The sequence below is a fragment of the Chloroflexota bacterium genome (assembly GCA_026389585.1).
In the GTDB taxonomy this organism is placed as follows: Bacteria; Chloroflexota; Dehalococcoidia; order UBA2247; family RBG-13-53-26; genus JAPLHP01.
On sequence record JAPLHP010000024.1, the window covers coordinates 15,364 to 29,314 of the forward strand.

Here is a 13,951-nt window from a genome sequence, read left to right on the forward strand (position 1 = left end):
CAGTTCCCATCGCCCCCTTCCTCGTTCCCAGGAGTGCGGTTATCTTGTGCGTGCCCCAGCCCGCCCGCTGGCTCGGCCGCCGTGCAGGTTTTTCCACTGTGCCCAATGTTTTGTGAATATAAAGAGGAAACAAGATTGCTCGTAGCACTGCCAGGAGACGCTACTCCGACCCTGCTACCTCCACCCACAGCTTCTCACCATCTGTAGTAAAGTTGATAGTCCCTTGCTCATCTGTCCGATACAGCTTCATTCCATCCAATTTGGCCAGCGTCTCATCACTGGGATGTCCAAAGGCATTATCTTTGCCCACACAGATAACCGCCACTTCAGGATCAACCGCAGCCAGAAACTGAGAGGATGTTGCCTGGCTACTTCCGTGGTGAGCTATCTTCAGGACAGTGCTATCCAGTTCATGCCATTGATCACTATATAGAATCGCCCTCTCCGCCTCTTCATCGATATCCCCAGTGAAGAAAAAACTCACCTCTTTCCAGACAAGCCGCAATACCACCGAATTGTTATTGCCGTCTGATTCAGTGCCTTCCAAAAACTCTTTCTGGGGATAGATAATCTCCAGTCGTATTCCATCACCAAGATCAATCTGCTGGCCTGCTCTGGCTATGCTCCTCTGGATATCCTTCTCATCAATCAACCTGCGCCACTCTTCATAGGCAGGCGTATCCAGTTCAAAGCCAGACTCGAGTACCTGCCCTACTGTATAGTGCTGCACTACTCCGACCAATCCCGTGATATGGTCATCGTGAGGATGTGTCAGCACCACCAGATCAAGACTTTTGTCCCAGAATGGCAGCTTCTTCCCCAGTTCAAGACATATTCTGTCAGCATCAGGACCACCATCAATAAGGACCTGCTGCCCGGCCGGGGTCTCAATCAGAATGGCATCTCCCTGCCCAACATCAAGGAAACTGACCTCAAGCTGCCGTCTGTCAGGCGTAGCTGGAACAGCCAGCCATGTCAAAGAGACAGCAACAATAAATATGCCGAGGGTCCACTTCTTAGGAAGCCGATAGGCAGACCCGGCCAGTCTGCTCAGCCCCCTCTGTGCCCAATCTCTCAACTTAGACATGACTGCACCCAACTGCTCCCTTGAGATGACTGCTATAAGCACCACATAGTACAGTGCTACTACTATACCGCTTATGGGGCCAACCTTGATGCTGGCAAATGGCAGAGAGCCAAAACCTTCGACCACCTCAATCATGCAGGTGAGGAAAAACCAGGCTGCCCACCCTGTAACCCATGATACGGCAGGGACAAAGAGCCCAAGCACAGCAGTAAGCGCCGACAGCACGATAGCCCCCGGTAAGAAAAGCGAGGCGAGCAGAGTGGCTGGCAGGGTAAGTGGGGAGAAGGACTGGAAATAGTAAACTACAAGTGGGAGTGTAGCCACAATCGCTGCCAGGCTGACAGCAAGACCATCTACAATAGGTCTGAGAACAGACGATAGTACCGTATGCTCCCTGGCAAGGGTCTTCTCTTCCCACAGCTTCATAGCTGGGAAAACCAATACGAGCCCCGCTACCGAAACGAAACTCAGTTGAAAGGACACGTCCCACAGCACCGGAGGTTTGACGCCCACCATTACGGCCGCGGCAAAAGCTAGTGCAGTCATAGCACTACCTGGTCTGCCCACCCATAGAGCAATGACAAAAAGGCTAAACATGATGGTGGATCGCAATACCGGCGGCAGCATTCCAGTAAGTAAGGCATAGAGCCACATAGCGGCCAAAGCTATCAAGAGATAAGTAGGGCGTCGTCTGCCAAAGAGCCATGCTCCAACGCCAAGAACCACACCACCGAGGATGGCCACATTGAATCCCGAGATAGCCAGAATATGGGTTGTCCCCGTCTGATAAAAGTCCTCTATGAGCGAATCGGGAACATGACTGCGGATGCCAAGCAGTAAGGCTTGAGCTAAAGACGCCTGTGGCTCGGCCAGGGCAGAGGAGAGAGACTGTGCTAACCGATTCCTCAGCCCAAAGAGCCACCCTCTTTCCAGGAAGCTGATCTCAGGATAAGTCAGTGTAGAACTGAAATCCTGTTGAGCCAGGCCAGTCCTGTACTCCTGGTCCTTAATTTGGGAGAGCGATTCGAGTTCACCCTCCACCTCGAGCATGTCACCCAGACCATAGGCAGGTAAAACCGCAGTCTCAACCAATATTTTGCCTGAGGCTTTTTCCCAACGGCCATCCACCATCACTTCTTGAGCAGAAAAAACTATTCTTGCAGTATCACCATTCAGCTCAGGGTCCCTCATCACCTCTCCCCTCACCTCTACCACCCCGCTATCATTGAATGATTGAATGGTTGGCTCATCAATCTTCCATTGGTAGCACGCAATGCCTCCTAGGAGAGCAACAAGGCATAATCCCAACCAAAGAAGGACTGACTTCTTACGCCAGAGCAGTGCAACCAGCAAAGACAGGGCGAAAGCCGGAAATAGAATGTAGAGGGGTGGAGAAACAAGCGAACCAAGATAGATGCCCGCAACCCAGGCAATGCTAAGAGAGATGAGCTTCATTTACTGCATCCCCAGGGCTGCAGCGAGAAGTCTTCAGACAGTATCAAGGTGAGAAACAAACACCACAAGGGATAACCGATCTATATATCCATATATTAGTAACAGTCACCACACCCGGGTGACTGTCATTTCTTTGGTTGAAGAGGAGCTGCTTTCAGGTCCTCTTAGCTCACTCGATAGCTCAAACTACCGTAATCTGATCCCTGATCGCCTCCAGTGTCTTGGGGCCTATGCCCGGTACGTTGATTAGATCATCGATGGTGCGGAATAATCCGTTCCCATTCCGGTAGTCAATAATGGCCTGGGCTCTCACCGGGCCAATACCGCTCAGTGTCTCCAGTTCCGCAGCAGAGGCAGTATTTATATTGACCTTCCCATCCGCAACATCCTGGTTGTCTGCGAACGGGCTCTCATCAACACGAAGCACGCACATCCTAACCCTGATTGATTCCCCTGTTTCAGCCACCTCACCAGCCCTTTGTAAGACATCCTGAAGAGTAGCGTCCTGGCCGAAAACGTAGATGCCCTCGCTGGCTACCTCGCCACTGAGATAAATCTCAACTGGTGAAGTTGGAGTCGAAGAGGAGATAGCTATCTCAACAGGCTTGGCTCCAGAGAAATGCCTGAAGATGAGTACTGACCCACCGGTGACAAGGGCTACAGCCAGAAGGACAAATACCAGCAGCCACCATCTCTCATAACCCCCACGCTGGCTCACTTAACCGCATCTGCCTCAAGCACTATCCTGGCATCGACTGCTACTGCACCTTTCTTGTAGGCAAACACGGGGTTGAGATCGAGTTCCTTTATCTCAGGGTTCTTCTCCACAAAAGCCGAGATCTTCAAGATCATGTCTTCAAGAGCAGCAACATCAGACGGCTCCTGCCCCCGGTATCCCTCAAGCACAGGATAACCCTTTATATCCCGAATCATCTCCTTCGCATCCCTCTTGGCTAAGGGAACAATTCTGAAAGATACGTCTTTTAGAATTTCCACCAGTATGCCGCCCAGACCAAACATGAGCACCGGACCGAATTGTGGATCCTTGGACATTCCTATGATTATCTCCACTCCGGGTTTGGCCATAGGCTGGACCGAAATGCCATGAATATTGGCTTTTGGCTGCTTTTTCTTTACAGAGGTCATAATCTCTCTATAAGCCTTGCTTACCTGCGTGGCGTTCTGCAATCCCACCTTGACCCCACCTATATCACTCTTGTGGACAACGTCAGGCGAAGCAATCTTGAGTACCACAGGAAAACCAAATTCCTTGCTGAAAGCAACAGCCTCTTTCATAGAGGTGGCCAGTTTCGCCTTCACGATGTTTATGCCTGCTCCCTCAATGATTTGCTTAGATTCAACTTCAGTGAGAAGCGTCCTCTTTTCCTTCTTTGCCCTATCCAAAATAGTTTGCTTATTCATTTGGTTCTCCTCCCTATCCGGATGAATTCCCCGAAGGCTATTATACGAATCAAGCTCGGGTAGAAGCAAGTCAATGTACTCATCTACGCAGTAAGTGATATCCTTCCACCTCCGCTCAGTTTACTCCCAGTAATTTTTGATTTTGAGAGCCTATCTGATGTCGCGCCTTTATTATTGATTTGTGTTGAGATTTTCTGATTTGTACAGCAGTCACCCTCTGTGTTAAGCTATTATTGGAGTTTGTGGATAGATTGCTGAGGAGAAGAGTATCTCAAACAAAGCAGCAAGTCCGTGTTACGACTTCTTTACTATAGTGATAGTCACCATCCCGCTAAAGGAGCATCTGAGGCAGCCAATCGAATGCCATCTGAGCTCCTTTATTTATTGTTCCACTATTAGCCCTTAGCAATAGTCTGCTTTCGATGAACAGGGCCAAATGAGCAGGAGGTAAGCAATGCAGAGTGCCAAGCAAACAATGGAATTGGGGTCATCGCCAAGTAACAAGGAGAGCAGCACTGAATACGCACCCCGGATTCTCAGGGATATACAGGAGATTATTGGCCGTAATAGCGGGAAATCTGGTGCGCTCATCAGGGTTCTGCAGCAGTCACAAGAGTCGGTTGGTTATCTCCCGCCACAGGTACTGATGACCATTTCCCAGGACATGAAAGTCCCTCTCAGCGAGGTGAACGGTGTCGTTAGTTTCTACAACTTCTTCACCACAGTCCCAAGAGGCAAATATATTTTCCAGGTATGTCTGGGTACCTGCTGCTACGTCAGAGGCGGGCAAAGGCTTCTGGATGTCTTGAAGAGGGAATATCACCTGGAGCCAGGAGATACGACGCCTGACGGTCTGCTCTCACTGGATACCGTACGGTGCCTGGGTGCCTGTGCCTTGGCCCCGGTGGCAACGCTAAACGGTCAGGTACACAGGAGAGTGAAACCCACCGGCATCAAAGAGCTATTGAGCCGTTGTAGATAGGGGGTCAAGAGTGAATAGGATCAATTCCTTAGAGGCTTTGGAGGAAATCAAGAAAAGGGTCAGGCCGCTTCTCGCTGTAAGAGAGGATACTAATTTTGCCAAGTTCAAGGAAGCACGCCAGATCGATATTTTGGTCTGCAGAGGTACTGGTTGCGCCGCTGCCGGCTCAGGTGAAGTGGAAGAGGCATTCCGTGAGGCCATCAAGAGGAGGGGGCTGGAGAAGAGGGTCAGAATCAACGTAGCCAAGATCGGCTGCCGTGGCTTCTGTGAAAGAGGGCCCAACGTAACCATTACGCCGGGTGATATTCTCTACACCCAAGTGAGGCGGGCTGACGTGGATGAGATCGTGGAGAAACACCTGGTCCGTGGCGAGATCGTGGAGAGGTTGGTCTACGTAGATCCCATTACAGGCAAGGCGGCTCCGGCAAATAAAGATATAGAGTTCTACAAGCGTCAGAGAAGGATAGTCCTGTCCCTCAACGGTTTGATCGATCCCTGGAGCATTGAGGAGTACATCGCCTTCGACGGCTATCGTGCTTTCATCAAAGCGCTCACCTCAATGAAGCCCGAGGATGTATTGGAGGAGGTCAACAAGTCAGGGCTGCGGGGAAGGGGCGGGGCGGGCTTCCCTACAGGACGCAAATGGGGTATGGTGCGCAACGCTCAGGGAAGTGAGAAGTTCGTCGTTTGCAACGGAGACGAGGGAGACCCGGGGGCATTCATGAACCGCTCTGTCCTGGAAGGCAATCCGCACTCTGTCATTGAAGGCATGCTTCTAGGCGCTTATGCCATAGGTAACGTGCACCAGGGTTATGCCTATGTGCGTGCCGAATACCCTCTCGCCATAGAGACGCTGGTGAATGCCATTCAGCAAGCCAAAGAATATGGCCTGCTGGGACAGAATATCCTCGGCACGGGTTTTAGTTTTGACCTTGAGGTTTTCCCCGGCGCTGGCGCTTTCGTCTGTGGCGAAGAGACCGCACTCCTCATATCCATCGAGGGCAAACGTGGCAACCCACGTCAGAGGCCGCCATTCCCGGCCAACAAGGGCTTGTTTGATAAGCCCACCACATTGAATAATGTAGAGAGTTGGTCCATCGTGCCTCAGATAATCCTGAAGGGAGCAGATTGGTATAAAGGTATCGGTGTTGGCGGCAATGCTGGGACCAAAACCTTCTGCCTGGTAGGCAAGATCATCAACTCCGGCATAGCCGAGGTACCTGTCGGGACACCGCTGGGACATATAGTATTTGATATTGGAGGTGGCCCCCCCGGCGGGAAACCATTCAAAGCAGTACAGATAGGAGGTCCTTCCGGCGGCGTAATTCCCATTGAACACATCAATACCCCCGTTGATTATGAATCAGTAACCAGCCTGGGGGCCATTATGGGCTCGGGCGGCCTCATCGTGATGGATGAGGATAGCTGCATGGTGGACATGGCCAAGTTTTTCCTCCAGTTCACCAAAGATGAGTCCTGTGGCAAATGTCTACCCTGTCGGGCCGGCATCCCCAAGATGCTGGAAATATTGAATAAGATCACTCAGGGCCACGGCACCATCGAGGATTTGGCTGTCCTGGAGGAACTGGCGGGAATGGTGGGCTCAGCCTCGCTCTGCGGCCTGGGGCAAACCGCCCCCAACCCGGTGCTGAGTACCTTGCGCCATTTCCGTGCCGAGTATGAAGCGCACATCATCGACAAGAAATGCCCCGCCGCCGTCTGCGCCGGCCTGTTCAAGTCGCCATGCCAACATACCTGCCCGGTAGGGCTGGATGTGCCGGGATACACCGCCTTCATAAAGGAAGGGCGGTTCGACGAAGCCTACCGTCTGATCAGGCAGAAAATGCCTTTCCCATCAGTCTGCGGCCGGGTATGCAATCACCCCTGCGAAGGCAAGTGCCGCCGTGGCCAGGTGGATGAGCCAGTGGCCATCCGGCACCTGAAGAGGTTTGCAGCCGACTGGGCCTCGGACAAGGGTTTCGAGTACCTCCCCAAGGTGAAGGAAAAGAAGGCTGAGAGGATCGCCATCGTCGGTGCGGGACCTGCTGGCCTATCGGCAGCCTATGACCTGGCCATCGAAGGATATCAGGTCACCGTATTTGAGGCCCTCCCTGTGGCCGGGGGAATGCTCGCCGTGGGGATTCCGGAATACCGCCTGCCGAATGATGCCATAAACAGGGAGATCTCCGCGATTGAGAAGATAGGAGTAGACATCAGGCTGAACACTCGAATCAATGATATCGATGCCCTGTTCGACCAGGGTTACAAGGCCGTCTTCTTAGCCGTGGGTGCCCATATGGGCGAGAGGATGAAGATCCCCGGCGAGGATGTGAAGGGGGTCTACGATGCCGTGGAGTTCCTGCGCAATGTCAACTTGGGCCGTGATGTCGAGGTGGGGAAACGGGTCGCAGTGGTGGGAGGCGGCAATACCGCAACCGATTCTGCCCGGGTGGCCTTGCGAATGGGTGCTAATGAAGTACACATGTTCTACAGGCGTGAGAAAAAAGATATGCCTGCCATAGAGGAAGAAATACTGGCTGTGGAGGAGGAAGGCATTCACATACATGAGCTTACCGCTCCTACCCGGGTGCTGAGCCAGGAGGGCAGGACATCCGGATTGGAGCTGGTCCGTATGGAACTGGGAGAGTTTGACAAGAGTGGCAGAAAGACACCGCGCCCGATAAAAGGATCCGAGTACTCAGTGGTCTGCGAGACAGTGATTCAAGCCATTGGGCAGAGGCCAGACACGGGTTTCCTGGAGAAGAGTGGCATCAACATAGGTCGCGGGCGCACTATAGCAGCTGACGCACGGACCTTGGCTAGTGACCGCCCCGGCGTTTTTGCCGGCGGAGACGCGGTGACGGGGCCCTGGACCGTGATCGAGGCCATCGCCGCTGGCCAGAGAGCCGCTTCTTCAATTAAGAGGTATCTGCAAGGCAAAGAGCTGGCGCCAAGAGTAGATCGCCACGACCTGGAGGCTTTCCTCATACCAAGACCAGAGGACGTGGAAGATATCAAAGAGAAAGCCAGGGTAACCATAAGTGAACTTCATCCAGGGAAGAGGACGACTTCTTTCAAAGAGGTGAATATGGGCTACACTGCCAAAGAGGCTATGTCGGAGGCTACCAGGTGCCTCCGGTGTGATGCTGAAGCTGGGGGGGAATAGATGAAGGAAATATCGCTCACTATTGATGGGAAGAAAGTCAGTGGGTTAGATGGAGATACCATCCTCGACGTCTGTCGCGCTAACGGAATTTACGTGCCCACCCTTTGTGAGTTAAAAGGTTTGACTAATGTCGGTGCTTGCCGCATGTGCGTGGTTGATATTGAGGGTGAAAGAAGGCCAAACCCATCCTGTACCTATCCTGCCAGGGACGGCCTCGTCGTGAGTACCAACACCGAGAAGCTTGAAAAATACCGCCGTTTAATCCTGGAGTTGATGTTCACTGAGAAAAACCACTTCTGCATGTTCTGTGAGAAAAGCGGGGATTGCGAGCTGCAGGCCATGGCTTACCGCTATCAGATGGACAATGTCCGCTATCCATACACCACACCTCCCCTTGCTGTGGACTCGCTGAGCGAATATATGGTCATCGATCACAGCCGCTGCATCCTCTGTGGCAGGTGCGTGCGGCTCTGTGGAGAGATAGAAGCCAATCATACGCTGGATTTCGCCAAGCGAGGCTGGAAGACCATAGTTTCCGCTGACCTGGCCCATTCGCTGGGCGGGTCATCCTGCACTCAGTGTGGTGCCTGCATGCAAGCTTGTCCTACAGGAGCTATCTTCTCCAAGCTCAGTCTCTACAAGACAAGGCCAAAGGATTGCCAGCAGGTGAATACTGTGTGCCCCATCTGTGCAGTAGGCTGCGAACTGACCGTTTTGACCAAAGATAACAACGTGGTGATGATTCAAGCGCCACAGCCTACAGGAGAGAAGGGCCCCCTCTGCCGTATGGGTCGCTTCGAATTGCTGGCCAATGGCCACAAGAGGATAACTTCTCCCATGATAAGGGACAAGGAAGGCAAACTGAAGGAATGTACTTTGGATGAGGCGCTGGAGGCAGCCGCCAGCAGAATGAAGAAACTGGGCAAGAACTTCACTGGCGTCATATCGGCGAGGCTTCCCAGCGAGACCATCTCCCTGTTCTGCCAATTCATGAGACAAGCAGTAGGCAGCAGCAGGATTGATACGATGGGTGGCGAAGCCTACCGGGCGATCGCCGAAGGTAACAAGGCCTTTAACAAGAAAGGCGATGGCCTGGACACCGAGTGTTCCCTCGACGAGATTCTCAAGTCGGACTGCATCGTGCTAGTGGGTGCAGATCCGGTTAAGACGCATCCCATTGTGGCATCGTTCATCCGACGGGCACTAGACCAAAACAAGGCAAAGCTGATAGTGATTGATGCAGCGAATGATGTAATGCCTTTAAGGCGTAATCAATGGCTGAGGCCGAAGGCAGGCACCGAAGGAATCCTGCTGAACGGCCTGATAAACGCCATTGTCAACAAAGGATCGGTCAAAGGAAGAGAGCCGTCAGCAAAACTCGTTCAGTCACTTTCTCAGTATGATGCCAGCAGGGTTTACGCCGAGACAGGCATAGAAGCAGCCGACGTGGAGCTGGCAGCAGAGACCTATGGCAAAGCCAAGCAGGCAATCATCATATATGGCCAAGGAGTATGGCATACTAAGGACACTGGTTTGGTCATAAGCCTACTGACCTTGGCCGACCTCACGGGAAACCGCGAGGGAGATCATTCAAGAGTAATCTCCTTGAAACCAGCAGCCAACAGTCGCGGCGCCTGGCAAATGGGGGCAGCAGCCAAAGATCTGTCCCTGAATCATGTGCAGGGGTTGTACCTTCTTATTTCGGATGAGCAAGTGGACAACGATGAAGTGCTCGGTTGGCTGCGGACAATCGATTTCCTAGTGGTACAAGCGAGTTACCGCTCGGCCGTAACTTCCATGGCTGATGTGGTTCTGCCATCGCCAATCTGGGCGGAAAGAGATGGCGGGCAGTACGTTAGTATGGACGGTCATGTTGCCAGGTCGCAGAAGGTGATTGAACCTAAGAAGGGTCTGCTCCAGGACCAAGAAATACTTAGAGATCTTTCTAAGAAGCTGGGGTACGAGTTGGGCTCTAGTCAGGAGGTTAGCTGTGGCCAAACCTAAGATCGCTACCGCGTGGATGGCCGGCTGTGCCGGATGCCATATGTCCTTCCTGGACATAGATGAAGCTATCCTTGAGGTCGTCAAACTGGTGGATATCACTACCAGCCCGATCACCGACTTCAAAGAATTCCAGCCTGTGGATGTCGGGATTGTGGAAGGTGCCGTCAACACCACCAGGGACGAGGAAGTACTCCGAGAACTGCGAGCCAATTGCAAGATACTCATGGCGTGGGGAGACTGCGCCTGTTTCGGCGGGATAGTAACCATAAGAAACATGTTTGATAAGGGCGACGTCTTCCGCAGAGCTTACATAGAGACGGAGAGCACAGTACACGGTAAGATCCCAAGTTCTGACGAACTCCCCGCTCTCCTGGACAGGGTCAAGCCGGCAAATCATGTGGTAAAAGTTGATTGCTTTGTTCCCGGATGCCCGCCTAGTGCCAAGGCTATCTATCATGCCTTGGTCGAACTCTTGAATGGCAGGATCCCGGTGTTGCCGGCAGATATGATGCGGTTTGATTGACATTTGAAGAAGTGTGGAGGCACGTAGAATGGCTAAGAAGATTGTAATTGAACCAGTGACCCGAATTGAAGGTCATGGGAAGGTGACCATTCATCTCGATGACCAGGGTGATGTCTCCGAAGCCAGGTTCAACGTGATTGAGTTCAGGGGGCTGGAGAAGGTTTGCGAAGGGCGGTTATTCTGGGAAATGCCGCTTTTCATCTGCCGGGCATGCGGCATCTGTCCGGTAAGCCATCACCTCGCTGCAGCCAAGGCAGGAGATGCTATCCTTGGGGTACAGATCCCTCCTGCAGCCAAGAAACTGCGCGAACTCATGCATATGGCACAGTACCTTCAGTCTCATGCCCTTCACTTCTTCCACCTTTCCAGTCCTGACTTGCTTCTCGGGATGGACGCCGACCCAGCCAAGCGCAACATCGTTGGGCTCATCGCTGAAAAACCGGACATTGCCGTAAAAGGGGTAATGCTGAGGAAGTTTGGACAACAGATAATTGAGATGCTCGGGGAAAAGAGGATCCACCCGAATTTTGCCATTCCAGGTGGAGTAAACAGAACCCTTTCGCATGAGAACCAGGAAAAGATCTTGAAGCAAGTGGATAGCGCTATCGCCGACGTGCAGTTTGCAGTCGGCCTCATCAAGGATTATCTCGATCAGCATAAGGATGAAGCTGCCAGTTTTGCCACATTCCCCTCAGGCTATATGGGACTGACCGATGACGACGGAAATCTGGACTTGTACGATGGGACATTGAGAATGAGAAATGAAAGAGGGGCCATCTTGGAGGATAAAGTGGATCCGAAAGACTACCTCTCGATCATCGAGGAGAGGGTAGAAGACTGGTCCTATCTCAAGTTCCCCTACTATAAGAAGCAGGGATGCCCTGATGGCATGTACCGCGTGGGTCCGCTGGCCAGGCTAAATGTGGTCGACCGCATCACTACTCCCTTGGCTGGCAAGGAGTTCAAGGAATTCAAGAAGTTGAGCAACACTGGAATTGTGGAAGGCTCTCTCTACTATCACTATGCTCGAATGATAGAGGCACTCTATGCCGCCGAGAGAATAAAGGTTCTGGCTGAGGATGATCTGATCTGCTCTACTGACCTGTGGGCTACCTCCAGTAGGATCAACGAAGAGGGTGTCGGGGTGCTAGAAGCTCCCAGAGGGACTCTATTCCACCACTACTGGGTAGATAAGAGCGGGATGATCAAGAAGGTAAACCTGATCGTGGCTACGGGTAACAACAACGCAGCCATGAACCGAGCTGTTCTTGAGGTGGCCAAAAAATATGTAAAGGGAAACAAGCTGACCGAAGGTATGCTGAACAGGGTTGAGGCAGCCATCCGGTGTTACGACCCCTGTCTCTCCTGCTCAACACACGCTTTGGGGCAGATGCCTCTTATAGTTCAACTTGTCTCTGCCAGTGGTGAGCTGCTGGACGGCATCAAGACTGACTAGCGCAAACCTATATCTGTAACCATGACGCTGCATCTAAGACGAGTAACACAAATTGTATGGTCTGGGCTGGAATCTCATGCCGCCCAGTATCGAGCACTTTCCCTGGCACACCCTATACACAAATTCATTGACACACGATTCGATGGAGCATAGACTCTACACGAAGAACTGGATCAGGGGGTTATATGGATTTTACATTCAGCGAAGAGGACAGGAAATTCCAGCAAGAGGTTCGCGAATTCATCAAGAAGGAACTACCACCAAACTGGACGGGGACAGGTCTCCTTCAAGAGGCCAAGGATGGAGAAGAGTGGACCTTTGCTCACAGCATGCTGCGTAAGGTAGGAGCAAAGGGCTGGCATTCCCTTTCCTGGCCCAAAGAATATGGGGGACAGGATTCTGTTACCAAGCAATTCATTCTCAGTGATGAGATGTATTATAACGAACTGCCCGGGGTTGACCTGCAGGGTGCCCTGATGTGCGCCCCAACTCTCATCCAATACGGCAGTGACCAGCAGAAAAAGGATTTTCTGCCGAAGATTTCCCGCGGTGAACAGGTCTGGTGCCAGGGTTTTAGTGAACCAGGAGCTGGCTCCGATCTGGCATCAGTATCTGCTAAGGCAGTAGACAAAGGGGACCACTTCGTTGTCGATGGGCAGAAGGTATGGAGCACTGGTGCCACCCGCGCTGACTGGACCTTCATTCTGGCCAGGACTGACCCTGAAGCCCCTAAACACAAGGGCATCAGCTTCTTCCTCGTTAGTCTCAAAAGCCCCGGGGTAACAGTACGTTTCCTGCCCAACGTAGTTGGTACGTACTGTGAAATTTTCTTCGACAACGTGAGCGTGCCCAAGGAAAACTTGGTGGGAAAGAAAAACGACGGATGGAGAGTAACCGGCGCAGTATTAGGTTATGAAAGGTCAGGCATCCACCGAATCGCCGCAGCTCGCCGCAACCTCAGCCGCCTCATGGAGTTTGCCATGACAACCAAGCGCAACGGTATACCCTTGTTTAAGGATCCACTGATCCGCAACAAGTTAACGCAACTGCAAATTGAAGCCGAAGCAGCCAAGCTTCTTGCTCACCGCATCGTCTGGATGCAAAGTACCGGCAAGGCCGTAGACTATGAAGCATCGATGTCAAGGGTTTTCGGTGCCGAATTCCAGCAGCGCGTGGCTCAAGCTGGAATGCAGATCACTGGGGCTTTTGGACAGCTTGACGAGGGATGCAAATGGGCTCCCCTGTCGGGCTTCTTCCAACGCCAGTACTTCTATGCCTCAGCAGCCACAGTAGGCGCCGGTACTTCAGAGATCCAGAGAAACATTATTGCCCTCAGAGGCTTGGGGCTACCAAGGAGCTAAGGCTGAGCTCAGTCCTATGAGCGTGCCTTATCAACCCAAGATCGCCGAATTTCTGAAGCTGCGGTGAGACCATCTTTCGCCTTCTTCGAAGCTAAGGGGGGGTATCACCCGGACAGGCTCCTGGCGTTTCATGCATATTAACGTTAATGTTCTACCACCATCCCCAACCGATTTCAAGCCACCTCCATTACACAGCATGACTGGCAACTCTCCAGATGGTAAACTAATCGATGGGATTACAAGTATGGAAGCTATAAGATGGCTTAACAACAAAATCGAGATCATCGACCAGACCAGGCTCCCTCAGCAAGTGGTTTACCTTCAGCTCTCCAGTTATCAGGAGGTCGCCCAGGAAATCAAAGGTATGAAGGTTCGCGGGGCCCCCATGATCGGCGTCACCGCTGCCTACGGGATCGCCTTGGGAGCTCAGGCCATCGAGGCCAACAGCAAGAATAGATTTCTCGCCGAATTAAGGCACATCACTGAAGTATTAGC

10 protein-coding genes are annotated in these 13,951 nt (G+C 52.3%); 7 read left to right on the top strand and 3 right to left on the bottom strand.

Annotation, left to right across the window (positions count from 1 at the left end):
- Positions 1 to 160: 160 nt before the first annotated feature.
- From NTZ04_01990 to NTZ04_02000, 3 genes are all read right to left on the bottom strand, one after another.
- Positions 161 to 2,542, bottom strand: coding sequence for a DNA internalization-related competence protein ComEC/Rec2 (locus NTZ04_01990; GenBank protein ID MCX5991093.1), 2,382 nt, complete (start codon positions 2,540 to 2,542; stop codon positions 161 to 163).
- Between the two features lie 181 nt (positions 2,543 to 2,723).
- Positions 2,724 to 3,260 (bottom strand): ComEA family DNA-binding protein, encoded by a 537-nt coding sequence (locus NTZ04_01995; GenBank protein ID MCX5991094.1) that lies wholly within the window; start codon positions 3,258 to 3,260, stop codon positions 2,724 to 2,726.
- A complete protein-coding gene (locus NTZ04_02000; GenBank protein MCX5991095.1) occupies positions 3,257 to 3,964 on the bottom strand; it encodes an acetate--CoA ligase family protein in 708 nt (235 codons plus the stop codon). The genes NTZ04_01995 and NTZ04_02000 overlap by 4 nt, the downstream gene beginning before the upstream one ends.
- A 454-nt stretch (positions 3,965 to 4,418) precedes the next feature.
- Here NTZ04_02000 and NTZ04_02005 point away from each other — a divergent pair, with 454 nt between their 5' ends.
- The 7 genes from NTZ04_02005 to NTZ04_02035 all read left to right on the top strand — a co-directional run.
- A complete protein-coding gene (locus NTZ04_02005) occupies positions 4,419 to 4,946 on the top strand; it encodes an NAD(P)H-dependent oxidoreductase subunit E (GenBank protein ID MCX5991096.1) in 528 nt (175 codons plus the stop codon).
- Between the two features lie 10 nt (positions 4,947 to 4,956).
- Positions 4,957 to 8,112, top strand: a complete 3,156-nt coding sequence (locus NTZ04_02010) for an FAD-dependent oxidoreductase (protein ID MCX5991097.1) — start codon at positions 4,957 to 4,959, stop codon at positions 8,110 to 8,112.
- Entirely contained in the window at positions 8,113 to 10,116 is a 2,004-nt protein-coding gene (locus tag NTZ04_02015) for a molybdopterin-dependent oxidoreductase (GenBank protein ID MCX5991098.1), read from the top strand.
- Entirely contained in the window at positions 10,103 to 10,639 is a 537-nt protein-coding gene (locus NTZ04_02020) for an NADP oxidoreductase (protein ID MCX5991099.1), read from the top strand. The genes NTZ04_02015 and NTZ04_02020 overlap by 14 nt, the downstream gene beginning before the upstream one ends.
- Positions 10,640 to 10,667: 28 nt before the next feature.
- Positions 10,668 to 12,095 carry a Ni/Fe hydrogenase subunit alpha gene (locus NTZ04_02025; protein MCX5991100.1) on the top strand — a complete coding sequence of 476 codons (1,428 nt, stop codon included), beginning with the start codon at positions 10,668 to 10,670 and terminating at the stop codon, positions 12,093 to 12,095.
- Between the two features lie 185 nt (positions 12,096 to 12,280).
- Positions 12,281 to 13,456: an acyl-CoA dehydrogenase family protein gene (locus NTZ04_02030; GenBank protein ID MCX5991101.1), complete on the top strand. Its 1,176-nt coding sequence runs from the start codon at positions 12,281 to 12,283 to the stop codon at positions 13,454 to 13,456.
- A gap of 244 nt (positions 13,457 to 13,700) precedes the next feature.
- The coding region (locus NTZ04_02035) for an S-methyl-5-thioribose-1-phosphate isomerase (protein MCX5991102.1) at positions 13,701 to 13,951 on the top strand (251 nt) is incomplete at its 3' end.